The following is a 26,557-nucleotide window of genomic DNA, read 5'->3' as shown; positions in this document are numbered from 1 at the left end:
TCTTGGAGGGTGGAGTGACCACTGGCATAAAGAGAACAGCTATTCACGGAAGGAGAATAACGATGCTTTTGAATCAAATCCTGTCACGGGAGAACATGCTTCAAGCACTAAAACGTGTAGAACAGAATAAAGGAAGCCACGGAGTAGATATGATGCCCGTACAAAACCTACGACAGCACATAGTCGAAAACTGGCTATCTATTAAGGAGGCAATTCTCAAGGGAACTTATGAACCAATGCCAGTCCGCAGAGTCGAAATCCCGAAACCTGACGGCGGTGTTCGTTTACTAGGAATCCCTACCGTACGCAAGATGCCCTACCCGATGGAATACCGTATTCAGAAACTGAATCAATATCTAATGGGATGGTGTGGATATTTTGCGTTAGCAGACACCAAATCTATATTCCTTGGATTAGATAAATGGATTCGTAGAAGACTTCGAATGTGTCTATGGAAGAACTGGAAGAAACCGAAAACAAAGATACGCAACCTTATTCAACTTGGCGTACCACAAGGGCAAGCGTATGAATGGGGAAATACTCGGAAGGGTTATTGGCGTATTTCAAATAGTCCAATATTACACAGAACCCTTGGTAACTCCTATTGGAGAAACCAAGGGCTGAAAAGTCTTGAAGCTCGTTATGAAAACTTGCGTCAATGATCTTAATTGAACCGCCGTATACGGAACCGTACGTACGGTGGTGTGAGAGGACGGGAGTTAATCGCTCCCTCCTACTCGATTAATGCTTTGGCAATTATTTTGCCAAGTTTGACTATTATCCTTGGCATTTTGGCTATTATCGAATCAACTTTGACTATTATCGCCGATTTTTGAAGTTGATTTTAATTTATTGGCTATTAAATTCATAAGTTTGACTATTATCTTCTAAAGAATGACTATTATGTTCAAAGAGTTGACTATTATCGATTATTTCGTAAACTTTTTTCGATTGATTGGCTATTATGTTCACAAATTTGACTATTAACATAAGCAGAATGACTATTATTGTGCCATCTTTGGCTAATATCTCGCTTAATCTATGCAAAATCAGCCACACCTTTTCACTTTTCAAAGTTGTTGGCCTCATAGTTTAGATAGAAAAAACATTAAATTTTGCACTAACCCGTAATTTATATAATACCGAATTCAAACGACGCATATAAATCGATTGCACCTCCCTGTAAGTTAGAGTTATCGATTACAGAGGAGGTGTATTATTTGGTAATTGAAAAACTGAACATCGTACCGTCAAATTAGAAGACGATTCATCTCTCGCTTCAACAAATCGTGCTCCTCACAGGCCTATATGTGTAATTTAAACAACGAATTTGAAGTTTTGGTTAATAAGAATCCAATATAAAATGACGAAAATCAAAAAATGACTCTATCAATTTGGTGCTAGAATATGAAAACCAAATATGATAGAGCCATTTTTTTACTTATGAATTATTTAAATAGATTAATAGTTGTAATAATAATCGGTATTCCAAATACGTCGATGAGGAATGCACCTACAATTGGCACTACGAGGAAAGCTTTTTGCGATGGACCGAATCGTCCGACAATGGCATGCATATTTGCCATCGCATTTGGAGTGGCTCCCAGTCCATGGCCGAGAAAACCTGAAATCATGACTGCCGCATCGTAATTTTTGCCGAGCAATCTAAATAATACAAACATAGCAAGTAAAACAATAAATAACACTTGTACCAACACAATGATTAATAAAGGCAATGCTAAATCTGTAATTTCCCAAAGCTTAATACTCATCAACGCCATGGATAAGAATATTCCTAAGGTAATATCCCCAATAATGGATACAGTTTTCATATTGATAGCACCCGGTTTGATTTTATCAAGAATGTTGCGAACAATAACCGCTACAAACATAGCACCAACATAGCCAGGTAATACAAAATCCGTTAGCTCGGAGAACCATTTTCCTATATATGAACCAACCGTCATACAGAATGTGATGATTAATACTTGAGTAAAGAACGTTTGAGTTGTCACTTGTTCATGATCTGTATCCAATGAAGAAACTTCCATTTCCTCCTTAGATGGTTTTAAATCATATTTTGAAATTAAATGTTTCGCTGCAGGTCCACCAACTAATCCACCTGCTACAAGTCCAAGCGTTGCAGCTGCTGCACCGACTGTCATTGCTCCTTCAAATCCTAATTCTTCGAGCGTTTGACCAAAGGCAGCAGCGGCACCGTGACCACCCTCCATTGATACTGCACCAGCCATCATTCCGATTAATGGTTCAATGCCTAAAAGTGATGCTAATCCCACCCCAATGACGTTTTGCATTAACGCTAAAAAACCACAAGCGAGCCAGTAAATAATAAGCAGCTTTCCGCCGAGTTTTACTAATTTAAAACTGGCTCCTAATCCTACTGTAGTAAAGAATGTTATCATAAATAAACTTTGCAATGAAGTATCAAGAGTGATTTCAAAACCTGCAGACTTAGAAATCGTGACAATCAGCGCAAATAATAATCCCCCTACAACTGGTGCTGGTATACAGAAACGTTGAAAAATTCCTACCTTTTTAATAATGAATGTACCAATTGTTAAAAACAACACCGCTAAGAAAATAGTTGTAATTTGATCAAACGCCATCGTTTTTACCCCCTTTGTTTTATCATGAACATGATCACTTCATTGACGAAATACGCCGCTAATTTTGCAGTTTGGCCATTTAAATCGAAGGTTGGATTTACTTCACAAATATCGAATGAAGCCACCTTTGGAGATTGAAGCACATGCTGGATGATTTTTCGAACCTCAACAGCATTTAGTCCAAAAGGTGATGGGGCACTGACCCCAGGCGCTTCTGCTGCATTAATGACATCCATGCAAAGTGTTAACAAAATCACTTCATTTTGATTGATAAAAGAATCGATTTCATTTAGAGCTTGATTCATATTTTCTCGTATTTGTTGCTCTAAAATTGTAGTGACTCGAAACTCTTTTGCTCTTTCAAACAGTTCCAGTGTATTTCCGTATTGTTGTATACCGATTACACAATAAGATGCATGATTGTCATGATCTAAAATTTGTTTAAACATCGTTCCAGATGAAGTCGTTTCTTCATAACTTCGCAAGTCAAAATGAGCATCGATATTTATGATTCCTAATTTTTTATCACGACCGATGTATTGTCGAATACCTAAGTAGTGACCATATAATGTTTCGTGTCCTCCCCCGAGCACAATCACTTTCGAACCGTTTGTCCGTACTTCCGCTATTTTTTCCCCTAATAATTTTTGAGCTTTTTCTAATTCCGCATCTTCACAGCTTATATTTCCTAAGTCAGTGATACAAGCCGATTCCCCGTGCCAAGGTATATTTGCCAAAGCTTTTCGAATGGCATTAGGTCCTTCTTTGGCACCGATTCGTCCTTGATTTCGACGAACCCCTTCATCACATTGGAAGCCTACGATTGCCACGTTTGGTATTGGGTCAATATTTTTTTCTAGCTGTACGATTTCATGGTAGCGTTTGCTTTTTTCATCTCCATAATCAATTCTTCCAGACCAAATTTGTCGTAATGATGTCATCAAAAACGCATCCCCTTAATTTTGAAATATTCTGAGTAGTTAGTATCAGTATAGTTTGAATTGATTAATAAATCTAATATATAATTTGAATAATATTATAGATAATAACTATAAATAGGGTGGTTTAATGGATACGAAGCAGTTGAGATACTTTATAAAACTTGTGGAATGCATGAGTTATACGAAAGCATCAGAGGAATTACACATTGCCCAGCCTTCGTTAAGTATAGCAATGAAAAAATTAGAATCTGACGTAGGCTATCCTTTGTTTGAAGGACATACTCGAAAACTTCAATTAACAGATGTTGGGGAATTTCTATACGGTAGAGCCAAGGAGATTTTGGAGAACTTAGATATATTAAAAATTGAATTGCAAGAAATCGGTTCAGTTGGGGATGGTTGTTTGATATTAGGGTTAATTGAATCAGCAAAACATTGGATACCGCAAACATTAAAGAAATTAAAACAAGATTATCCATTCATCAACGTTAAGCTAGTCGATATTTTAGGTGCGGAAAGTGTCAAACAAGCTTTACGAACGCATCAATCGCATGTCATTATTACCAATCAAATTATTAACGAAAAAGATATTGTTTCTATACCGCTATACGAAGAAAGATTAGTAGCTGTTTTGCCAAAGAATCATCATTTAAAAGAGAAAGACACTTTGGAATTGAAAGATATATATAAGGAACCATTTATAATTAGTACTGAAGGATTCCAAACACGCTTAGATGTTTTAAAAGCATTTGAAATGAACAATTTGCCTATAAATGATAAATATGAGATTGAACGATTCGAAACAGCCATTTCCCTAGTACAGGAAGGATTGGGCGTGACGATTTTACCTGAAAATTATTTAAAGGGTTCTACAAGTGAAGCGGTTATTCAAAAAGTAATTGAACATCCAAATCTTAAACGTACTGTGCATCTCACTTACTTAAATCAACGCTACTTACCAAAATCCATTAGAAGGTATATCGAATTAGTACAAGAGCATTATTCTAGAGCATAAGTTCAATAATTCATGCTTCGTCATTTGCATGAATTCAAAAAGAGTTTTCATAACTACTTAATTTTTCTATACTACTATGTATAGAAATTTCTAAAATAGAAAAGGAAATGGAACATGAATACACAAATTTCAGAGCATACACCACGATTGTATTTTGAATTTGCGAATTCTAAAGGAAATATAGAGCCGATTACGTTTCTTCATCCTGATAAAATCATTTCGACTTACGACATCAGTGAAGTGTTAACTTGTCTTCAAGAAGTGCAGAAAGGGGTTAAGCATGGATATTACGCGGCAGGTTTCTTGTCTTATGAGAGTGCTGCGGCTTTTGACTCTGCGCTTAAAGTGAAGCCTGGTCATACAATGCCGTTGTTATGGTTTGGTCTTTTTAAAGAACCTTTACATGAATCGCCAGCAGTGATGAATTCCTATTCACTAACAGAATGGAAGCCTGATGTAAATGAAGAAGAGTATCGGGAAGCCATCCAATTTATTAAAGATTCCATTGCGAATGGAATTACATATCAAACGAATTATACGATTCGTTTACATGCGCAATTTGAAGGTGATTCATTTGCATTATTCAATAAAATGAAAAAAGCTCAATCGGCAAATTATTGCGCTTACATTCATACAGGAGAACATAGTATTCTATCGGCATCTCCTGAGTTGTTTTTCCATATTGAAGGAGAGAAAATTACAACTCGCCCAATGAAGGGGACAATAAAAAGGGGAAAAACTTTTGAAGAAGATCAAGAAAAGGCAAAGTGGCTCTATCATTCAGAAAAAAATCGTGCAGAAAATGTAATGATTGTTGATTTGCTGCGTAATGATTTAGGGGCTGTTGCCGAAACCGGAACAGTGACGGTACCCCGATTATTTGATATTGAACAGTATCCAACGGTCCATCAAATGACATCGACTGTTACTGCAACCTTGAAAAAAGAAACAGAACTAGTAGATGTGTTAAAAGCTATTTTTCCGTGTGGGTCGATTACTGGAGCACCGAAAGCTAGTACAATGGACATTATCACAAAGTTAGAAAAAACGCCTCGTGAAGTATATTGTGGTGCTATTGGCTACATTACTCCAAATAAAGAAGCTATTTTTAATGTGCCAATTCGGACGGTACTGATTGAGCATCAATCAGGAAAGGCCACTTATGGTGTAGGAGGCGGCATTACTTGGGACTCCACTGCTGAAGATGAATTTAATGAAATTCTTGCAAAATCTGATTTCCTTACTCGTGAAGTGAAAGAATTTCAATTATTAGAAAGCTTATTGTTGGAAGATGGAGAATTCTTCTTACTAGAGGAACATCTGAATCGATTAGGGAAATCAGCAGCGTATTTTCAGTATCAACTGGATATCAATGAAGTAAAACAGAAGTTGAAAGAGTTTGCAAAAGCTAATCAATCAGGACAATGGAAAGTTCGATTACTTGTCAATCCAAGTGGTACATGTACAATTGAAGGGCAATCAATCGTGAAAATGGAGTCTCCTAAAAAGGTTGCACTTGCTAAAACTCCAGTAAATTCGGAACATGTATTTTTATATCATAAAACAACGAATCGAGATCTTTATGAATCGTTCAAGCCTCAATCAGCAGATATGTTTGACGTTCTCTTATGGAATGAAAGAGAAGAGTTGACGGAGTTTATAAACGGCAATGTTGTATTAGAAATGGACGGAAAACTTTGGACTCCACCTGTTAGCAGCGGATTGCTTGCAGGTACTTTCCGTGAACATTTATTAAAAGCAGGAGAGATTAAAGAAAAGGTTTTGACATTGGAAGATTTGAAAAAGTGTTCGAAAGTATGGTTTATCAATAGTGTAAGAAAATGGATTGAAGTAGAATTTGTTTAAGGCATTTTAGGACTTCTAATTTGGAAGTCCTTTTTTTGTGGAAAAGAGACGAGTCTAGTTTTCATAAGCAAGAAATTCATATCTGAAACAATGACTAGCATAGGATAAACCAATCATTGTTTTGTTTCTGTAAGGGGGGAGACAACTAAATCATTGTTTGGGATGGGTGAATCACGGTAATACACAAAAGGGGGTTCAAAATGAGAAAGATTGGTCTGTTAACACAAATTTTAATCGCATTTGTTCTTGCGATTATTGTGGGTGTCATTGTTGGACCAAGTATTGAAGTGGTTAAACCTCTTGGGGATTTATTTTTAAGACTTATTAAATTTATTATCGTTCCATTAGTACTTGCTTCTCTTGTGATTGGAATTGCTGGTACAGGTGATATTAAGCGAATCGGCAGAATGGGTGGAATTACTTTTGCTTATTATTTAATTACGACAGCTATTGCCGTAATTATTGGATTAATTCTTGCTAATATTTTCAAGCCCGGTTCAGGCCTAAATTTAACAATATCTGAAGAAGCAGCTGAACCTAAGGAAGTGCCGGGAGCTATTGATACGTTGTTGAATATTATTCCTACAAATCCTATTCAATCATTGGTTGACGCTAATATGCTTCAAATAATTTTCTTCGCACTTTTCCTCGGAGTAGCTATTGCGTTGGTTGGAGATAGAGCAAAACCCGTTTATGATTTTTTCGATGGACTTGCAGAAATTATGTATAAAATTACCCATATTGTGATGAAAGTTGCTCCAATCGGGATTTTTGGTTTAATTGCTCCAGTTGTGGGACAATACGGTGCTTCTGTTCTCCTCCCGCTCATCAAATTAATTCTCGTTGTTTATGTTGGATGTATTCTTCATGCACTAATTGTATATTCAAGCTCAGTGAAGTTTTTAGCCAACTATAGCCCAGTAAAATTTTTCAAAGGGATTTTACCTGCAAGCTTAGTTGCTTTTAGTTCGTCCAGCAGTTCTGCCACATTGCCAATCACAATTCAAAATACAGAAGAAAATTTGGGCGTGTCAAAGAAAGTAAGCAGCTTTGTATTACCACTTGGGGCTACCATCAATATGGATGGAACGGCATTGTATCAAGGGGTATGCGTGCTGTTCATCGCACAGTTTTTAGGTGTCGATCTTTCATTTACACAGCAATTAATTATTGTATTAACTGCAACGCTTGCATCAATTGGTACTGCAGGTGTTCCAGGGGCTGGGTTAATCATGCTGACAATGGTGATTACAGCAGTTGGATTACCATTAGAAGCATTAGCATTGGTTGCAGGGGTTGACCGCGTTTTAGATATGATTCGCACATCAACCAATGTTACAGGAGATGCATCTGCAGCGGTTGTCGTTCAAGCTTTTGAGGATAAGCAAGGGACGGATTCCGCGGTATGATTCGTTAAACAATTTGTAAGCGTTATATTATCATACAAAAAAGCAATTCGGTTCAAGTTTGAACTGTAGTTGCTTTTTGTATGTTCGTTTTGATGATAATGAAGAACAAAGTTATTCCATAATTTGCATGTCTGCTTTTATTTTAGCCTAATTAAACCCTTTTGTTATAATAGTGGAGATTTGCTCAATGGGTATTGGTGAAGTAAAGAATTGAATAAGAAGGGGAATACGATGGAATTTATACGCAATTACCTTATAAGTTATGAATTGAACGACACGTGGGTTCGTTATTTATCAATTGCCATCATGATTGCGTTCATTATCATTGTTTGTATCATTGCGAACTTTATTGCCAAAAAAATCGTCATTCGTTTTATCATCAAAATCATACATAAAAATAAATTTACTTGGGATAACATCTTGCTGGAAAGTAAGATATTTCATAGGCTGTCTCATTTAGTACCTGCTATTATTATTTTTTATTCTGCTGCCATTTTTCCTACTTATCAGAGTACAATTGAGAAGTTTGCGATAACGTACATGATCATAGTTGCTTTAGGTTTGCTGAATAGCCTATTAACAGCTTTTCATGATATTTATCAAACGTATGAGATTTCGAAAATTCGACCAATCAAAAGTTATTTACAAGTAGCTAAAATTGCCAATTATATTATCGGAACGATTTTGGTAATTGCTAATCTATTAGGAGAAAATCCAATTATTCTTTTAAGTGGAATCGGTGCGTTATCAGCTGTGTTTATGTTAGTGTTCCGCGACTCTTTGCTAGGTCTTGTAGCCGGCATCCAGCTGACAGCTAATGATATGGTACGGGTTGGCGATTGGATTGAAATGCCGAAGTATGGTGCGAATGGAGATGTCATTGATATTTCCTTAAATACTGTGAAAGTGCGAAATTTCGACAGAACGATTACGTCTGTTCCGAGTTATGCGTTAATTTCTGATTCTTTTATTAACTGGAGAGGAATGCAGGCATCGGGTAATCGTCGAATTAAACGATCGTTGTTTATAGATATTACAAGTATTTCTTTCTGTTCTGAAGAATTGCTTGAAAAATGTAAAAAAATTCATTTGCTCAAAGATTACATTGTTCATCGCCAAAAGGAGATTGAAGAATATAACCAAAAGCATCAAATTGACCGATTAGCCAATTCAGTGAATGGTAGAGCTTTAACGAATATTGGATTATTTCGTGCGTACATCACTCAATACTTAATACATCATCCAGGTATCAATGAGGAAGCTACATTAATGGTTCGACAATTAGCACCGACTGAAAACGGATTACCATTGGAAATATATGCTTTTGCCAATACAGTAGTATGGACTGAATATGAATCCATTCAATCTGATATATTTGATCATTTATTTGCTGTTGCACAAGAGTTCGGTCTTCGTCTTTTCCAAATGCCAACTGGTAGCGATTTAAAAAATATACCGCATATTCTTGACAATGCGCAGACGAATAAAAGAAACGTTGAATTTGTTGCGAAAAAATAATGGTCATTATTGTAAGTTGATTATAAAATAAAAAAGGGCGCCAAATTTAAATTATAGGAGGAAAAAAATGAGCTCAATTAAATGGATTGAAGCAAAAGATTACGAGGATTTAAGTAAAAAAGCTTGTGACATCTTTGTAGAACAATTACAAAACAAACCAAATTCAGTAATTGGGTTAGCGACAGGAAGTACGCCAATTGGCTTATATAAAGAGTTAGTTCAACAATATCATTCAGGTAATGTTTCTTTTAAAGATGTGGTTTCATTTAATTTAGATGAATACGTTGGAATTGACCCAGATAATGAGGCAAGTTATCACTACTTCATGAATCATCATTTATTTAAACATGTAGATATTCAAAAGGAAAACGTACACATTCCAGAAGGTCATAGCTCTGATTTAGAAACTGCATGTCGTACATATGAACAACAAATAAAAGAAGCAGGTGGAATCGATCTTCAAGTACTTGGTATCGGAGTAAATGGACATATCGGATTCAACGAACCAGGCACACCTTTCGATTCTCTTACACATATTGTAGAATTAACCCAATCCACAATAGAAGCAAATCAAAAGTATTTTGAAAAACCAGAGGATATGCCTAGAAAAGCAATCACAATGGGTATTCAATCAATTTTAAATGCAAAGAAGATTATTTTGTTAATTTCCGGAGAAGCGAAACAAGAAGCTTATGACCGTCTTCGTACCGGTGTAATAACAGAAGATTTACCGGCAAGTGCTTTACACCAACATCCTGATGTAACGGTTATTTATACAGGAGTTAAATAAAATAAGTGAAAAGGGCCGCGTAAGGTGAGACGGCTCTTTTTTTCTGGACTAATCTCTAGAAGCATTGTTCAACGCCATTTGTTAATATAGTTGTAGTATCAATAAATTGTAGGAGGAACTCAATGAAAATAAGGCCAATGCACTTAAATAAAGGAGATACTGTAGGGATTATAGCACTAAGCGGTCCTATTGATTTGGAAAGCTTGCAACGAAATATATCTCTATTCACCGATATGGGATTACATTATAAATTAGGAAAAACCATTGAGCTTAATGAACATGATTTTGAGGAAACAGATGAAGCGTGGGTTCATGACTTGCATCAAATGATTGAAGACCCTGAAGTGAAAGGAATTTTTTGTGCCACTGATAGATATGGTGCTGCGAAAATAGCTGATAAAATCGACTATCCACTACTAACTGAACATCCAAAAATATTTTGGGGATTTTCAGACATTACCTTTTTACATATAGCCATTCAACAATATTCAAATGTTGTCACATTCCATGGACCTTCTCTTTCAAAAGAATTGGACGAACAATCGAAAAAAATGTTTTACCAATTATTTTCGCCTTTTGAAATTTATTATGATGAAACCATTTCACCTCTTGAAAGTTTAATACCTGGTTCTGTACGAGGTGAATTTATAGGCGGAAATTTGCGTAGAATTGTCGATACACTCGGCACAAAGTTTGAAATTGACACGCGCGATAAAATTTTGCTTATTGAAGATGAAGAATTGAGTATTGAAGAAATTGACCGTATGTTTAATCATTTAAGATTGGCAGGGAAATTGAAAGAGGCATGTGGGTTTGTGATTGGGCGATTAGGAAATGGTGGTGTAGAAGAGAACGCATTATCCTTAATAAAAGAATATTTGTTGCCATATAAAAAACCTACAGTTGCGCGATTTAACATTGGCCACTCTACACCAAACATAGGCATTCCCCTTGGGGTGGATGTTATATTAGATGCTGATGAAAAATTGTTGCGATTTTTGCCAGGAGTGGAATAGTTTTTTGAATGAAGTTGCGAGATATGCATCTTTGATGGTTTAGGGGTGATGATATGGATTGGTTGAAAGTTCTGTCCTTATTATGTATTGCGTTAGGTTTCTTGATTGGAATTTATGGATTAAAGAAACGATCAATATTAACGATTATTTCTGGTATTTCCTTTTTATTAATTCCGATTTTTATTTCATTCGGATGGTTTGGTTTTATACTCTTCTTTCCTCCGTTAGTGTTTGTTTTTTCAAATAGGTCAAAAAAATAGTTGTGAAGTGTTATCTGAGGGATATCGTCACGGAGTTGACTATAATTCATTGTAGTTTACCCATTTTCACTTGTGTGGAGTCGATTGGCAAATAACTTCCCGAGTTTGACTATAATCCAGCTGAGTTTGACTAATAAATTATGGACTTTGACTATTATCCCTTGATTAGGGAGTCGGAATTTTTCGATTGGCAAATATCTTCCCGAGTTTGACTATAATCCAGCTGAGTTTGACTAATAAATCACGGACTTTGACTATTATCCTTTGATTGGGGAGTCGGAATTTTTCGATTGGCAAATATCTTCCCTGGGTTGACTATAATCCAGCTGAGTTTGACTAATAAATCACGGACTTTGACTATTATCCTTTGATTGGGGAGTCGGAATTTTTCGATTGGCAAATATCTTCCCTGGGTTGACTATAATCCAGCTGAGTTTGACTAATAAATCATGGACTTTGACTATTATCCTTTGATTGGGGAGTCGGATTTTTTTGATTGGCAAATATCTTCCCGAGTTTGACTATAATCCAGCTGAGTTTGACTAATAAATCATGGACTTTGACTATTATCCTTTGATTGGGGAGTCGGATTTTTTTGATTGGCAAATATCTTCCCGAGTTTGACTATAATCCAGCTGAGTTTGACTAATAAATCATGGACTTTGACTATTATCCTTTGATTGGGGAGTCGGAATTTTTCGATTGGCAAATATCTTCCCGAGTTTGACTATAATCCAGCTGAGTTTGACTAATAAATCATGGACTTTGACTATTATCCTTTGATCGGGGAGTTAGAATTTTTCGATTGGCAAATATCTTCCCGAGTTTGACTATAATCCAGCAGAGTTTGACTAATAAATCATGGACTTTGACTATTATCCTTTGATTGGGGAGTCGGATTTTTTTGATTGGCAAATATCTTCCCTGGGTTGACTATAATCCAGCTGAGTTTGACTAATAAATCATGGACTTTGACTATTATCCTTTGATTGGGGAGTCGGATTTTTTTGATTGGCAAATATCTTCCCGAGTTTGACTATAATCCAGCTGAGTTTGACTAATAAATTATGGACTTTGACTATTATCCCTTGATTGGGGAGTTAGAATTTTTCGATTGGCAAATATCTTCCCGAGTTTGACTATAATCCAAAGTAGTTTGACTAATAAATCATGGACTTTGACTATTATCCTTTGATTGGGGAGTCGGATTTTTTTGATTGGCAAATATCTTCTCGAGTTTGACTATAATCCAAAGCAGTTTGACTAATAAAACTTGAACTTTGACTATTATCAAAAATAAGAATCTCCGTTAGAAAAAAGTAAGGCTGTTTAGAAAGATATCATTTTCTAAACAGCCTATTGTTATAACGGCTGTACAAGAAAAAACACTTAGGTATTTTGACGATCGATTGCCTTTGCGCTAGTTGGTCATTAGTTAAAGGTTACATAGTAACAGGTTAATGGTTATTGGTTTGCCATTTATGCACTATATCAAGTTTGACAGCCGTTATACCTCGGGGAGGACTCTCACCTCCCCGAGGAAATGATTTTGTTTTAGAAATAATTGGAATCATCAAATTCAATATGAACTTCATAGTTTTTGGCATTAATTAAATTAGATAGGCGGTGCGCTTCTTTTTCGAGCTGGTTTGCCCGCTCACGATATTCGCGTGGATCGTACATGGCAACTTCGTATAGAACAACTCCTTCACCAGTTGAAGTGTAGATTTTTTCCTTTTCAGAGTTGCCTAAAGTTTTGTATAAGGAAACCTCTGCCCGCAATTGAGTAGCAAGTTCGATAGCTTCAACAATGGGCATAACTTCCCCTTTAAATTCGATTGTATTTTCAATATTCGCCCGATAAATCAGTTTGTCTAATGTGCGGATATCTTTTCTCACTTGTGCCAGCTCTGCTTCAATTTCTTTTAAAGAACGGCCCGTTTGTTTTGGTGTTTCACCTTTTTCAACGACGACATGAGCATTTTTTTGAAACTCATACACTAATTCTTGAACTTTTTTCGTTAAAATGCTTTTTAATTTGATTCCTTCTGCCAGTGGAATAGTTTTCATTTTTTCACCTCAATCGTTACGCTCGGATTATCGGCGGATAATAATGCGGTCGTAAATTCTCCCCCTGCAACTTGTGTAAACATTTTACCGCAAGATGAAAGGAGTTTGTTGCAATAGTCTTCTTCTAAAGATGGACGTAAATAAAAAATTTGCAATGCTTCCGTAGTCTCTTCCGTAACGCTTGTTCTGACTGAATCGACAAATGGACTTCCAAAAGCCCCTTTTTCATCTTTGCTATATAAAATATTTGTTAATTTGTTATATCGGCCATTTAATCCATCATAGCCGGTTTCACTATTTCCTAAGTTAATTTCAACGTCCCCTACAATATGATCGACATCGTAAATACCAATAGGAATTTCATGTTCTAGCGAAAAGAAATTATTTAAATCCACCGCTAAATGAACAGGAGATAAATAGTTTTGTTTCGCAATTCTCCGCATTAAACTTTCAGCAGAATGACGGTAACGGTTCGGATCAGCACCTAACGCTTTCCAAACGGTTCTCCATTCTTTAATACCTGGACGTTCTGTTACAGGAGAATCTTGCAGTTCAAAAAATAAATTTTCTTGAAATAATTGCATTCGTCCTTTCAACATTTGAGGCGATTGTGATACAACAATTTTGGTATAATGAATAATGCCGATTTTTAGTTGCGGGACTTGAGAAAATAGTTCTTTATTGATTGAAAGGTTCATTAACATTCACCTGCCAATTATTTGTAAACCTATTGTACCATAAATGAAAAGGAAAGTAGATTGATTCTCATTAGACTTTGAATGATGTGAACGAGGGGAGGTGCAAATTGCGACTTTTTCATCGCGATTAGAATATGAATGTAGAACAATTGAAAATGGATTTAATTGAATATGCGAAGTCCATCGGGGTAGATAAAATCGGATTTACCACAGCGTCTCCCTTTCAAGAAATGAAAAATCGTTTGAAAAGGCAACAGGAATTGAATTATCAATCCGGCTTTGAAGAAGAGGATATCGAGAAGCGAACAGAGCCAAAGAAGCTATTGCCTGAAGGAGAAAGCATTATTGCGATTGCTTTAGCTTATCCATCTAAAATGAAAAATCCCCCAACTGGTAAAAAAGGTGAACGGAGAGGGATTTTTGCAAGAGCATCTTGGGGATTGGATTATCATGTGGCAGTAAAACAACGACTAGAATTGATGGAACAATGGCTACGAGAAAGAGTTCCCAATGTCTCGGTTAAGTCGATGGTCGATACGGGTGAGCTTGTAGACCGTGCTGTTGCAGAACGAGCGGGGATTGGTTGGAGCGGGAAAAACTGCTCGATTATTACCCCTGAATTCGGTTCATATGTCTATTTAGGAGAAATGATTACAAATATTCCATTTCCACCAGATTCTCCGATTGAAAATGAATGCGGCGATTGCAGGTTATGCCTAGATGTTTGCCCGACTGGTGCATTAGTAGAACCTGGTCAATTAAATGCAAAACGCTGTATTGCCTTTATAACACAGACGAAAGATGTTATACCGGATGAATTTCGAACAAAAATTGGAAACCGAGTATATGGCTGCGATACATGTCAAACGGTTTGTCCAAAAAATAAGGGGAAGACGAATTGGATTCATGATGAATTTTTGCCAGATCCTGAACTGGCAAAGCCGCTCCTCGTTCCACTGTTGAAACTTTCGAATAAAGAATTTAAAAACAAATTCGGTACAATGGCGGGTTCATGGCGAGGGAAAAAACCCATTCAGCGAAATGCAATCCTTGCACTGGCTCATTTTAAAGAACAATCAGCCGTGCCAGAGTTAATTGAATTATTGAAAAAGGATGAACGTCCTGTCATTCGGAGTACTAGTGCATGGGCTCTCGGGAAAATTGGTGGAAAGAAGGCAAAAGATGCATTGCTTGAAGTATATCATCAAGAAAAAGATGAAGAAGTGCTGCGTGAAATAAAAAAAGGGCTGGAACTAGTGGAAAGAGGCTAGCCCTTATTCCAAATAAAAGATGTATAAAAGAAGGAAGTGTCTAGTTTTGCCATTACATATCGTATTATATCAACCCGAAATTCCAGCTAATACAGGAAACATTGCACGTACTTGTGCTGCTACGAATACAACTTTGCATTTAATTCATCCTCTAGGGTTTTCTACTGACGATAAAATGTTGAAACGTGCAGGATTAGATTATTGGGAACATGTCAATATTGTGTACCATGACTCTTTAGAAGATTTTCTCGAATATGCAAAGGATGGGGAATTATATTTAATCGAAACGTATAGCGATGAGCCTTATACAACTCATGATTTTAGCGATAGGGAAAAAGACATTTATTTCATGTTCGGGAGAGAAACGTCTGGTTTGCCGAAAGATTTTGCATACGAACGTCGCGATAAAGTGCTAAGAATTCCTCAAACAGATAAAGTGCGTTCTTTGAATTTATCGAACTCGGCAGCCATCATCATTTACGAAGCATTACGCCAACAAAATTTCCCTGGGCTAAAATAAATTGCAAAGGGATGGTCTGAAAAAATGAAATGCTCCCTATTAAATGATACAAATAGGGAGTTTTTACAAATGCCCAAAAGACGGCCAGTTTGCGACGAGGATAGGGGAAGCTTGCTTCAACTAGAAAGGAGGTGTCTGGAAGTTTTCGACTTTCAAGACACCTTTTAATATTTATTCGCCATCCAATGTAAAAACAATGCGGATTCCTGAAGGGTCAATGGTTGAAAACTCTTGATGGCCTCCATATTTTGAAGCTCCTTCAAATCGTTCTACAACATGCCCCATTTCTTTTAAATGACCTTTAATTTTTTCTGCTTGTTCCTCGTTATCCAGCACTAATGTATAGGATTTTAAACCAACACTTTTTTCACTAGAAGGAGAACCTCCTAAGCTCTCCCAAGTGTTTAATCCAATGTGATGATGGTATTTTCCAGTGGAAATGAATAACGCCTGGCTTCCATATCTTGTAACAACTTCAAAACCTAAAGCTTTTGTATAAAATTCTTCTGATTTTAAAAGATCAGATACAGATAAATGAATATGCCCCATCACTGTTCCTTTAGGTAATCCATTCCAATGACCATCCGCTAAATCAAGAAGGGAACGGAAATTAACGGGTTCCGTTGTCATATAAACGGTATTTTCATTCCAAAACCACTGTGCTTCTGGACGGTCTGCATACACTTCAATGCCATTTCCGTCCGGATCGTATAAATAAATGGCTTCGCTCACATGATGGTCACCTGCACCAATTTGAACATTTAGTTGAGAAATATGTTGAATGAAATTTCCTAAATCCTTTCTAGTAGGGAGCAATATCGCAAAATGATAAAGACCAGTTTGACCTCTCTGTAAAGGAAGTGCATTGTCTACTTGCTCAATGGAAAGAATGCTTGTTTTTCCATCTGTTGTAAAAGCAGCTGCTTTTTCGGTTTGCTCCAACACGTCAAAGCCAATAATATTTTTGTAATATTCTAAAGAGCGATCTAAATTTGATACCTTTATTTGAACGTGAGAAACATATGTGTTTGGTTTTTTATGAAAATGTGTCGCCATACAAAGTCTCCTTAAAGTGATATTAATCAATCCACTTACTTTATGTAACTAAGTTTATTTTGTTAAGTATAAAAAGTCAAGACATAAAACAAAAAGGCAACCCTAAAATAGGATTGCCTTTTTTCGTATTTCGAATGATAAGAGATTATTCTTCAGTGTAATCTCCTTCACGTCCAGCAGTTAAAATAGCTGTGAGAAATGAAGCACATACTACTAGTAGTAAAACAGTACCCATGGAAGTATACCTCCTAAGTAAATGTTATCTCTAATTTAGTATAGCTTAAATAAATTTACTTTACTATATCATTTTTTTGAAGGATTTGTTCACAATAACTCATATAAACAATTGGGAGGTTACTTCTGTGGAAAACAAAAATGAAATGCCAGTTAGCGGGCATATGACGAATAATCTAGAAGATTGTATTTGGCTTGGGAAACAAATGGAAAGACTGCGGGATGGGGAGCAGTTAGAAGATGATCATCGAATTCCAGATCCAATTCAATCAGATGTTGTAGATCATCCAAATAAAGATGAAAGATTGAAAAGAAAAAATTAAATAGAAGGGGCAAATTCACAAAGATTCGCCCCTTAGTTTATTATGCATTCACTTTATAATTCTTTAATTCTTCTCGTAGTTTGGCTTTTAAGAATTTACCAACGGATGTTTTTGGAATCTCTTTTAAGAATACAATGTCATCCGGAATCCACCATTTCGCAAATTGATCTTTTAAATAATCGAGTAGTTCTTCTTTTGTAGCTTGTTTTCCTTCTTTTAATACGACGCATGCAAGTGGACGCTCTTGCCATTTTTCATGAGGAATGGCGATGACCGCTGCTTCTAATACAGCTTCGTGAGTCATGAGGGCATTTTCCAAATCGACAGATGAAATCCATTCTCCTCCGCTTTTGATTAAATCTTTTGTACGGTCAGTAATTTTGATATAACCTTCTGGTGTGACAACTGCAATGTCTCCAGTATACAACCACCCATCACGGAATGCTTCTTTTGTTCGTTCATCTTTATAATATTCATGGGCAATCCATGGACCTCGAATCCGCAGTTCGCCCATCGTTTTTCCATCCCATGGAACTTCTCCTTGGTCATTTACTACTTCCGTATCAAGAAGTGGAACAGTAAGGCCTTGTGTTGCACGGATATTTAATTTTTCTTCCCGCGTCCAATCTTCCATTGCGGATGTATAGTTGGAAAGAGAAACAAGTGGTGTTGTCTCGGTCATACCGTATCCAATAACGTACGGAACATTGTATTTATCTTCAAATGCTTGAATTAATCCTTTTGGCGAAGCAGAACCTCCCGATACAATAGCTTTTAGGGAAGAAATATCGCGAGGATTTTTTTCCTGTTCTTGAAGTACGCCAAGCCAAATAGTTGGAACACCTGCTGTTAACGTCACTTTTTCTTGTTCAATTAAATCAAGTAGTAAACTAGGTGTAAAGTGAGGACCTGGTAATACTTGCGTTGACCCATAATTTACTCCAGCAAATGGCATTCCCCATGCATTCACGTGGAACATTGGAACAACCGGCATGATAATGTCTCTTTCGGTGATTCCCATTCCGTCTGCTAAACCAAGTGCCATACTATGAAGTACTAATCCGCGATGAGTGTAAACGACACCTTTTGGCATTCCAGTAGTTGCACTAGTATAACAAATTCCTGCTGGTGAGTTTTCATCTAAATCATTCGGAAATTCAAATTCATCTGCTTCTTCTAAAAGCTGTTCATAAGAATAGACATTCGGGAAAGAGGATTCAGGAACGGTTTTATCATCTTGCATGACAACAATATGTTTAACCGTTTTTAAGTAAGGAATCGCTTTTTCAAGTAGTGGGAATAGATCTCCATCGACTAACAAAATTTCATCTTCCGCATGATTAATCACATAAATGATATGTTCTGGCGAAAGGCGAATGTTAATCATGTGCAAAACGGCTCCGGCACAAGGAACTGCAAAATATGCTTCTAAATGCCGGTGATGATTCCAAGCAAAAGAACCAACTTTTGTTCCGCGTTTCATCCCAAGCTTTGTGAGAGCGCTTGCAAGTTTTCTTGTGCGTTTGACATAGTCTTTGTAAGGAATGCGGTGAATTGTGTCTGGGCTTGTACGCGAAATAATCAACTTTTCAGGAAAGTAGCGCTCAGCCCGTTTTAAAAAACTCGTTAATAATAAAGGTGTATCCATCATCTTTACATCATCCCCCTTGTTTTTTTCCCTTTCAATAAATATATTTAGAAGAATACTACATTATTACTAAAAAATGTGGCGTATTATAGAATATTTTAACTTTAAAGAGAAAATAATGCTATGAATTTATTAGGAAGTTTCTATTAATTTTAATTCCTATAATATTGATGGATTAGATAATTTTTTTATTTATATTTTTCAGTTTATAATGAGGTTAATGAATGTGGTAGTGTCAAAAGTTCTATGAAAAACTAGCACGGTTCATACTACCTACCATTTATTAGGTGGAAATGCCACGCTATCGCTCTTGACAAACACACCAATGGTTTATTCAGAGGTCAATCAAGGGCGAAGGGAACAAAAGAAGGCATGCTAAATAAACCCTTGACTTTTTCCATTTTAAACCATTGGTAAGTTCGGTTTGTCAAGAGTTCGCTTCGCCGATAGCTGAATAGGGCTCAGCTAAACAAAAGTTAGGCTGACTGTTGTTGAATCCAGTCTTGAGCTAGCCTAATAAGGGCTGTCCATCTCGCTGGCATGGTTGGTAGCTTTTCTAATTCTGGAATTGTTACTGGCACTTTACCTTCAAGTGAAGAATGTGGGCGCAAGAAGTTAAAGTAAGCCACAAACAATGTCACAAAAGAAACAGAACCTTGTTCAGAACCAAAGCCGTGTGTCGATCGATAATTTCCTTTAAACGTGCGATTTAGTCTCTCGATGATTTGCTTGAGAGGTCGATACTCTCTGGAGACATCATCTTCATTTGTTAGCCCGATGACCTGTTTTACGTCAAACGATATGTGGTTTTCTGCGAAGAAATGCTGTGCCAACAAGTAAATAGGGTTACCATCTACTACAAATTGTAGGTTTTCGGGTATTTCTTTCAGCTTCACTAGTACTTCATCAATCGCTCGTATTGCTGTTGCGGTGTCGCGATTTGGTGACACTGGATACGAAAGAATGACTTTCTTGACCGCATCAAAAAAGAAAAACAGATAATGCCAACGACCGTTGACCCGGATGTACGTTTCATCCCCACAGAATTGATCCGACAGCTCATACGGAAAGTAGTCAATATAAGGCTTGAGCCATAATGCGACGCTGTTTTCGTAGTTTAGGATACTTTGATGGGAGACAGACACGCCGTGAATATCCTTCATGATCGCTGCCGTTTTACGGGCCGATAATCCGTAATTGACATGGTACGTCAAGATGAGCCCAAGTGTATGCGGTGAAACATACAATCTTGATAAATCGACTTTTGGCTGCTTTGGTGATTGTTTGGATAACGGTTGATAGTCGATGTGGAACTTCCGGTAAATGTAGCGAACTTTCAGCGATTGTGGATCTTCTTTAAACTGTTTTTTCTCTTTTTTAGTCATGGCGCTCAAGTTTTTTTGATAATAGGTACACATATCATTTTTGCACTTAAACACGTGAAAATCTTTTCGTTCTTTAATTTTTTCAAGCGTTTTAAGGCAGTGAGGACACTTAAGAATGGCCTCTTTCTGATAACGACTTTTTTTATTGAAAACACACGCACACACCTTACACTGATATTGTCCTTTTCCTCCGTTATTTGCGTACAAATACGCAGAAGGAGCACCACACTTCGGACAACATAAGGTAGACGGTACGGGCGTAGAATTGGCTCGACGGCGTACTGGTTTTAACGGTTTTCCTTTGGATTGAAGATATTCCGTTAATAAAAGCTGATAATCGAGCTTTTCTACCTTTTCAATGATAGGTAAATCATCAATTTGAAGCTTTCGATAAGGCTGATTAACAGGAGCTTCTTTGGGTTTATCGAACATGCTTCTTCCAATTAGTAGGGTAAGTAGAGTTCGAATAATTTGTTCTTGAAAGTTTATAAAAGTAAGTAAATAGGTTATAATTTGAGGTAACAACTTGCCACTTCTCCTTTCTAGGGATTTTGTGTTGGTGTGGTTACCTCACTAATACCCTAGAATTTAGGGGGTGGCAAGTTTTTTGCTTATAAAGCCCTCTAATATAGGATTCTATAACCTATTTCTATATAAAGTTTTGACAATACGCATATGGTGGTAGTGTCAAAAAATCTATGAAAACTTAGTTTTGGAGGGATGTGATCTAGCGAAACTAGAGGAAATGCCGCCGCAATCGCTCTTGACAAACACGTCAATGGTTTGATTTCGAACCAACAAGGGCGAAGGGAACAAAAAGAAGGCACACCAAAGAAGCCCTTGCCAATTCCCATTTTAAACCATTGACTGGTTCGGTTTGTCAAGAGTTCGCTTCGCCGATGCTGGTAAGGGCTCTGCTAAACAAAAAGTTAGGCAGTTTGCTCTACTAGCCATTGTTGAGCTAAACCAATCAGTTTTGTCCAACGTGCAGGCATATTCGGCAGTCCTTTTAGCTCTGGAATAACTACAGGCACTTTGCCTTCCAGGGCTGAATGTGGCCGCAAGAAGTTAAAATAAGCCACAAACAAAGTCACATAAGAAACGGATCCGTGATCGGATCCAAATCCGTGTGTCGATCTGTAATTGCCCTTAAATGTTCGATTCAGTCTTTCAATAATTTGTTTTAGCGGTCTGTATTCCGTTGAAACCTGGTCTTCGTTGGTTAGTCCAATGACCTGCTTCACATCAAACGTAATACCGTGCTGGGCAAAAAAGTGTTGTGCTAAAAGGTAAATCGGATTGCCATCTACGACAAAGGTGAGGTCTTCCGGGATCTCTTTCATCTTCTATAAGGCCTCATCAATCGCACGAATGGCTGATACCGTATCACGATTTGGAGAAACAGGGTAGGACAGAATAATTTTCTTTACCGCATCAAAAAAGAAAAAAAGATAATGCCAACGACCATTCACCTTAATGTATGTTTCGTCTCCGCAGAATTGATCAGAAAGCTCGTAAGGATAATGATCCACATAAGGTTTGAGAAGAAGTGCTACGCTGTTTTCGTAATTCAATATACTCTGGTGAGAGATGGGTACGCCATGAACATCCTTCATCAGTGCAGCTGTTTTCCGAGCCGATAAGCCATAGTTTACATGGTAGGTTAAAATGAGCCCCAATGTGTGCGGTGACACATGAAGCCTGGACAAATCCACTTTTGGCTTCTTAGGTGAATGTTTGGCTAACGGCTGATAATCAATTTGAAACTGACGGAATATGTATCGAACTTTAAAAGACGGAGGATCCTTTTCGAACTGCTTTTTCTCTTTTTTAGACATTCCTTGCAGTTTCTTTTTGTAATACGGACAGTCATTGTTTTTGCACTTAAATACGAGAAAATCTTTTCTTTCCTTGATCTTCTCGAGTGTTTTCGAACAGTGTGGACATTTTAGTATAGCCTCCTTGGCATATTGATTCTTTTTATTAAACAGACACGCACACACCTTGCATTGATACTGTCCTTTACCTCCGTTATTGGCATAAAGATAATCTGACGGAGCACCACACCTTGGACATTTCATGGATGAAGGTACTTTACCTTTTGAATTGGAACGCCTCTGAACAGGTTTGAGAGGTTTCCCGTTCTTCTCCAAATATTCTTTGAGAAGAATTTGATAATCGAGCTTTTGTAGAGTTTCAATGATTGGCAGCTCATCCACCTGGAGTTTTTGATAAGGCTTATTGACAGGCTTTTCAGTTGGCTTATCAAACATGTTTTTTCCAATCAGAAGGGTAAGTAATGTTCGAATCATTTGATCTTGGTACTTGATATATTCAAGCAAATAGGTTAATAATTGAGGTAACAACTTGTCACTTCCTTTATTAGGGATTTTTGAGTGTGTGGTTACCTCATAAATACCCTAATTTTAAGGGGGTGGCAAGTTTTTTTTATATAAAACTAGTTATATCAACAAAAACGTAAGTTTTATTAAGTAATTTTTGACAATACGATGAATGTAAGGGGAGTGATTTTATGGCAATACCGTCAAAAACATTAGCCAATGGTGTAGAGATGCCTTACTTAGGGTTAGGCGTGTATAAAATGGAAGATCATGAAGAAGCTTTAAATGCAATGGATACAGCGTTAAAGTTAGGCTATCGAGCAATTGATACAGCTTCACTATATAACAATGAAAGAGAAGTGGGAGAAGCGATACGAGCTAGCGGTATTCCACGTGAGGAAATTTTTGTAACAACTAAGGTATGGAACAATGATCAAGGTTATGACGAAACGCTTCGAGCATTTGAAACTTCATTGAAAAAATTGGGGCTAGATTACGTGGATCTTTATTTAACTCACTGGCCTGTTGAAGATAAGTTTATCGATACTTATCGTGCCATTGAGCGTCTGTATGAGGAAAAATTAATCCGAGTACCAGGTGTATCAAATCACCATCAACATCATTTAGAAAAAATCTTCGCAAAAGCAAATGTGAAGCCAATGGTAAATCAAGTTGAGTGCCATCCGTATTTGCAACAAGATGAATTAAGAGCATTTTGCCGCGAACATGAGATTGCCGTGACTGCATGGTCACCAATTGGCAAAGGTCGCCTATTGAATGATAACACTTTAGTAAAACTCGCTGAAAAGTATGGAAAAACTCCAGCACAAATCGTTTTACGTTGGCATTATCAAAATGATACAATTACAATTCCAAAATCAGTAACACCAAGCCGCATTGCCGAAAATATGCAAATTTTCGACTTTGAATTATCAAATGAAGATATGCTTGAAATAAAAATGATTAATAAAAATGAGCGATATGGACAAAATCCTGATAATTTCCATTTTGATTTTTAAGGGGAATAAAAGAGCAAATCTAGAATGGCTATTATGATGATTGACTATTATTCTTTTTGGATTGACTAATATTAAATTGAGTTTGGATAATATCCTATTATTTCATTTCAATAATCCTTGGGAGTGTCAGCAATATAAATAGCTTCTTTCGTTACAGTATCCCTTCGCAACGGAAGATAAGTAGCATCTAAATAAATACACACATAGCGTTTATCTAATTCTCGTTGATTGAACTCTTCTACGGCTTCGGAAACGGCTTTAGTCATATTGGAAATGGTTTGAGGTGTATAGTGATGACCATACATTTTTTCAATTAAATCTGCTATTTCAGACGTAGTAATGTCTTTTTGGAATAGATGGATAATCGTTGTCTCGAGTGAATCAATAGTGCGTTTATATGGAGCAATCGTTTGTTGTTTAAATTCTCCCTTTCGATCTCGTGGAATTTGAAGTTGTAAATCGCCATATTCCGTATGAAGGGTGCGTGAATAATACCCATTGCGCGAATTTCCAGAGTTAAAGCCAGCACGATCATATTTTTCGTAATCCAGAAAGGCTGTTAATTCTGTTTCTAATAGGAAGTTCATCGCTTTTTCTAAATGAACACGAAAAACTTCTGTAATATCTTGTTTTTTTACAAGTACTTCAATTAATTCTGTTGTAAACTGATTAATAGGAAGACCTCTTTTCTTGGGATTTTGTTGGTAACTTTATTCTATCAAGAAAAGGTCTTCCTTTTTTATTGGATTTTTTATTTACACAAAATGTTTTATACTCACGGTAGTTCACCTCATATGACTTTTATTTTCGTAATTTTTATGATTTTCATCAATCTTTTTTTCAAGCTTTTTTAGTTTTAAATATATATCAATTAGAAATCCAAAAATCAAGCCCTGTCCAGCAAAAACTTCTGTTTTAAAATATGCACCGCTAGCAAAACCAATAATAAATCCTATAATTGCAAACATATTTAAACTTCTCCTTTAGAATTAAAATAAATAACAAGTACAAAATTAAAGTAAAATCTCGCAATGTAACATTAATATGCGAGATTTTTCTACTACAATCACCATGAAAGATTAGCTGCTATATTTCCTTTTTTAACACCTGTTGTAACACTAACACTAAATACACCATTTTTATCGAATCCAATTGAACCCAAAGCTAGTGTTTGATGTCCATATTCGAATTTAATAGTAGCGTCTCCAGATGACTTTTTAGTATAAACATATTGTTCCATATAACCATTGTGTAGATTTAATTGTCCTTGTCTTAAATTTATAAAACATCCTACCCCACCATTTGTAGAAAAATCATCGGGATGATTTCCGTAGTCTCTTAATTGCCATCCACCAGCGCCTGTCCAATATTCATGTCTATGTTGTACAACTTGATTGTTGGAAACAGGAAGACTAAATCCCGCACTATCTGCAACACCAATTGCAAAAGCATCTGTTAAAGTAACTACTGGAGTAGAAATCCACTACCATCTTCCTACAATTCTGAATTTTTTATAACCACTTTTATCTGATTTTACTTCATAAGCTTCTTCCCTCCATTTGGTTCGAACCTTTTAAATCTCCTTGTGGATCAGTATATATTGGTTGAATTGTATTAAACTTATTATTAGGAATTCCATCTGTTACAGTAATTATATCACTTGTAATAAATTTCTTCTTTGCTCCTTCTTCGATTAAGGAACGTAAGAATTCTGGTGATCTAGTCTTAATTTCTTCTAATGTTAGTCCTACATCTTCTTGTAATATATTAATTTCTTCCTCAGTAAGTAATTCTAGCGAGTTACTTTCATCTTCAATTTCTGAAGCTTTAGCAAATGATGGAACGATTAAAAATAATATAATCGTAAATAATAAAACAACATAATTTTTCATCATAGATGTTTCTTTAATTTTTTTCAATCATTTTACATAAATACCAAAAATTTGTTTTTTAATATTATAAAAAATATTAAAAATTATTACTAATTAACAAAGTACTATTTTTTAAATTAGTAATAACTTAGTTGTAGAATTGGTGAAACAAGCAGAAGAAACGAAGAAGTTGCCTATATTCGAGGAAAATATTAAACACTTTGAAAAATCACTAAAATAGATCGAAAGGGAATGAATGAAAGAACAAATAATTATCTAGTATCTTTATATAGTAATATTTTAATATATAGAGATATTCATAAATTCATATATTAATATTTTTGTAGATAGGAGCTTTTGAACATGACCATACAAGAAATGCTAGAACATGCTCCAGACCATTTATTAAATATGCTGGATGTAAGGTCTATTAGTTCTAAAGCTGAATTGTTTGATAAATGTAATAGGGAGTGTCAAGAATTTTGTGTAAATGAATTTACCCTTTGATGGATTGGCTAATAAATTAATGAGTTTGACTATAATTCAACCATTTGACTATTATCTGCCCAACTTTGACTATAATAGCAAAATTATGAAGCTTTAACGAATAGCTATTAACTTATTGAGAATGGCTATTATAGTGATTTGTTTGACTATTATTTTCCCTTAATAATCTTT

21 protein-coding genes and 3 pseudogenes are annotated in these 26,557 nt (G+C 36.2%); 12 read left to right on the top strand and 12 right to left on the bottom strand.

Annotated elements, in window-relative coordinates; genetic code table 11:
* Nucleotides 1–299 precede the first annotated feature (299 nt).
* Nucleotides 300–662, top strand: a pseudogene (locus UtA1_RS18130) (group II intron maturase-specific domain-containing protein); the annotation flags it as partial.
* A 786-nt stretch (nt 663–1,448) separates the two neighbouring features.
* Here UtA1_RS18130 and gltS read toward each other — a convergent pair.
* Nucleotides 1,449–2,627 (bottom strand): sodium/glutamate symporter, encoded by a 1,179-nt coding sequence (gene gltS / locus UtA1_RS15440; RefSeq protein WP_096552014.1) that lies wholly within the window; start codon nt 2,625–2,627, stop codon nt 1,449–1,451.
* A gap of 5 nt (nt 2,628–2,632) precedes the next feature.
* Nucleotides 2,633–3,568, bottom strand: a complete 936-nt coding sequence (gene hutG, locus UtA1_RS15435) for a formimidoylglutamase (RefSeq protein ID WP_096552012.1) — start codon at nt 3,566–3,568, stop codon at nt 2,633–2,635.
* A 127-nt stretch (nt 3,569–3,695) separates the two neighbouring features.
* Between hutG and UtA1_RS15430 the strand changes: the two genes are divergently transcribed.
* The 6 genes from UtA1_RS15430 (at nt 3,696) to UtA1_RS15405 (ending at nt 11,182) form a co-directional block, all read left to right on the top strand.
* A complete protein-coding gene (locus UtA1_RS15430; RefSeq protein ID WP_096552010.1) occupies nt 3,696–4,583 on the top strand; it encodes a LysR family transcriptional regulator in 888 nt (295 codons plus the stop codon).
* Nucleotides 4,584–4,697: 114 nt separating this feature from the next.
* On the top strand, nt 4,698–6,449 hold the full coding sequence (gene pabB, locus UtA1_RS15425) for an aminodeoxychorismate synthase component I (RefSeq protein WP_096552008.1): 1,752 nt from the start codon (nt 4,698–4,700) through the stop codon (nt 6,447–6,449).
* A 200-nt stretch (nt 6,450–6,649) separates the two neighbouring features.
* The gene (locus tag UtA1_RS15420; protein WP_096552006.1) at nt 6,650–7,858 is read left to right on the top strand and encodes a dicarboxylate/amino acid:cation symporter; all 1,209 of its coding nucleotides are present in this window, start codon (nt 6,650–6,652) and stop codon (nt 7,856–7,858) included.
* Nucleotides 7,859–8,089: 231 nt separating this feature from the next.
* Entirely contained in the window at nt 8,090–9,376 is a 1,287-nt protein-coding gene (locus tag UtA1_RS15415; RefSeq protein ID WP_096552004.1) for a mechanosensitive ion channel family protein, read from the top strand.
* Between the two features lie 67 nt (nt 9,377–9,443).
* Nucleotides 9,444–10,166, top strand: coding sequence for a glucosamine-6-phosphate deaminase (nagB, locus tag UtA1_RS15410; protein WP_096552002.1), 723 nt, complete (start codon nt 9,444–9,446; stop codon nt 10,164–10,166).
* A gap of 122 nt (nt 10,167–10,288) precedes the next feature.
* On the top strand, nt 10,289–11,182 hold the full coding sequence (locus UtA1_RS15405; protein ID WP_096552000.1) for a S66 peptidase family protein: 894 nt from the start codon (nt 10,289–10,291) through the stop codon (nt 11,180–11,182).
* A gap of 112 nt (nt 11,183–11,294) precedes the next feature.
* On the opposite strand, the gene UtA1_RS15400 is transcribed toward UtA1_RS15405, so the two are convergent.
* The 3 genes from UtA1_RS15400 to UtA1_RS15390 all read right to left on the bottom strand — a co-directional run bounded on the left by UtA1_RS15400 (nt 11,295) and on the right by UtA1_RS15390 (nt 14,210).
* Nucleotides 11,295–11,492 (bottom strand): hypothetical protein, encoded by a 198-nt coding sequence (locus UtA1_RS15400; RefSeq protein WP_126434541.1) that lies wholly within the window; start codon nt 11,490–11,492, stop codon nt 11,295–11,297.
* A gap of 1,504 nt (nt 11,493–12,996) precedes the next feature.
* Nucleotides 12,997–13,512 carry a DIP1984 family protein gene (locus tag UtA1_RS15395; RefSeq protein WP_096551997.1) on the bottom strand — a complete coding sequence of 172 codons (516 nt, stop codon included), beginning with the start codon at nt 13,510–13,512 and terminating at the stop codon, nt 12,997–12,999.
* The gene (locus UtA1_RS15390) at nt 13,509–14,210 is read right to left on the bottom strand and encodes a B3/B4 domain-containing protein (RefSeq protein WP_096551995.1); all 702 of its coding nucleotides are present in this window, start codon (nt 14,208–14,210) and stop codon (nt 13,509–13,511) included. The genes UtA1_RS15395 and UtA1_RS15390 overlap by 4 nt, the downstream gene beginning before the upstream one ends.
* Nucleotides 14,211–14,344: 134 nt before the next feature.
* Here UtA1_RS15390 and queG point away from each other — a divergent pair, with 134 nt between their 5' ends.
* Nucleotides 14,345–15,481 carry a tRNA epoxyqueuosine(34) reductase QueG gene (queG, locus tag UtA1_RS15385; protein ID WP_096551993.1) on the top strand — a complete coding sequence of 379 codons (1,137 nt, stop codon included), beginning with the start codon at nt 14,345–14,347 and terminating at the stop codon, nt 15,479–15,481.
* Between the two features lie 19 nt (nt 15,482–15,500).
* On the top strand, nt 15,501–16,001 hold the full coding sequence (gene trmL / locus UtA1_RS15380) for a tRNA (uridine(34)/cytosine(34)/5-carboxymethylaminomethyluridine(34)-2'-O)-methyltransferase TrmL (protein WP_408647300.1): 501 nt from the start codon (nt 15,501–15,503) through the stop codon (nt 15,999–16,001).
* 171 nt (nt 16,002–16,172) lie between these two features.
* Here the strand turns inward: trmL and UtA1_RS15375 are convergent, their stop codons facing one another.
* Nucleotides 16,173–17,057 (bottom strand): VOC family protein, encoded by an 885-nt coding sequence (locus UtA1_RS15375; protein ID WP_096551989.1) that lies wholly within the window; start codon nt 17,055–17,057, stop codon nt 16,173–16,175.
* Between the two features lie 362 nt (nt 17,058–17,419).
* On the opposite strand from UtA1_RS15375, the gene UtA1_RS15370 reads away from it, so the two are divergent.
* The gene (locus UtA1_RS15370; protein ID WP_016838176.1) at nt 17,420–17,614 is read left to right on the top strand and encodes a hypothetical protein; all 195 of its coding nucleotides are present in this window, start codon (nt 17,420–17,422) and stop codon (nt 17,612–17,614) included.
* Between the two features lie 40 nt (nt 17,615–17,654).
* On the opposite strand, the gene UtA1_RS15365 is transcribed toward UtA1_RS15370, so the two are convergent.
* The 3 genes and pseudogenes from UtA1_RS15365 to UtA1_RS15355 form a co-directional block, all read right to left on the bottom strand.
* Nucleotides 17,655–19,265, bottom strand: a complete 1,611-nt coding sequence (locus UtA1_RS15365; RefSeq protein ID WP_096551987.1) for a long-chain fatty acid--CoA ligase — start codon at nt 19,263–19,265, stop codon at nt 17,655–17,657.
* A 473-nt stretch (nt 19,266–19,738) separates the two neighbouring features.
* Nucleotides 19,739–21,172, bottom strand: a complete 1,434-nt coding sequence (locus tag UtA1_RS15360) for a DDE-type integrase/transposase/recombinase (RefSeq protein WP_096549692.1) — start codon at nt 21,170–21,172, stop codon at nt 19,739–19,741.
* A gap of 404 nt (nt 21,173–21,576) precedes the next feature.
* Nucleotides 21,577–23,013 (bottom strand): annotated as a pseudogene (locus tag UtA1_RS15355) (DDE-type integrase/transposase/recombinase).
* A 167-nt stretch (nt 23,014–23,180) separates the two neighbouring features.
* Between UtA1_RS15355 and UtA1_RS15350 the strand changes: the two are divergent.
* Nucleotides 23,181–24,008, top strand: coding sequence for an aldo/keto reductase (locus UtA1_RS15350; RefSeq protein WP_096551985.1), 828 nt, complete (start codon nt 23,181–23,183; stop codon nt 24,006–24,008).
* 128 nt (nt 24,009–24,136) lie between these two features.
* Here the strand turns inward: UtA1_RS15350 and UtA1_RS15345 are convergent.
* The 3 genes and pseudogenes from UtA1_RS15345 to UtA1_RS15335 form a co-directional block, all read right to left on the bottom strand.
* A pseudogene (locus UtA1_RS15345) lies at nt 24,137–24,682 on the bottom strand (IS256 family transposase); the annotation flags it as partial.
* Between the two features lie 111 nt (nt 24,683–24,793).
* Complete coding sequence (locus tag UtA1_RS15340) at nt 24,794–24,976, bottom strand: hypothetical protein (RefSeq protein ID WP_096551983.1); 183 nt, start codon at nt 24,974–24,976, stop codon at nt 24,794–24,796.
* A gap of 570 nt (nt 24,977–25,546) precedes the next feature.
* On the bottom strand, nt 25,547–25,903 hold the full coding sequence (locus tag UtA1_RS15335; protein ID WP_126434539.1) for a hypothetical protein: 357 nt from the start codon (nt 25,901–25,903) through the stop codon (nt 25,547–25,549).
* 339 nt (nt 25,904–26,242) lie between these two features.
* On the opposite strand from UtA1_RS15335, the gene UtA1_RS17330 reads away from it, so the two are divergent.
* On the top strand, nt 26,243–26,386 hold the full coding sequence (locus UtA1_RS17330; RefSeq protein WP_172597888.1) for a hypothetical protein: 144 nt from the start codon (nt 26,243–26,245) through the stop codon (nt 26,384–26,386).
* Nucleotides 26,387–26,557 lie beyond the last annotated feature (171 nt).

This window comes from Ureibacillus thermosphaericus, assembly GCF_002370195.2.
GTDB lineage: Bacteria > Bacillota > Bacilli > Bacillales_A > Planococcaceae > Ureibacillus > Ureibacillus thermosphaericus.
This window is presented reverse-complemented; position numbering and strand designations above follow the sequence as displayed.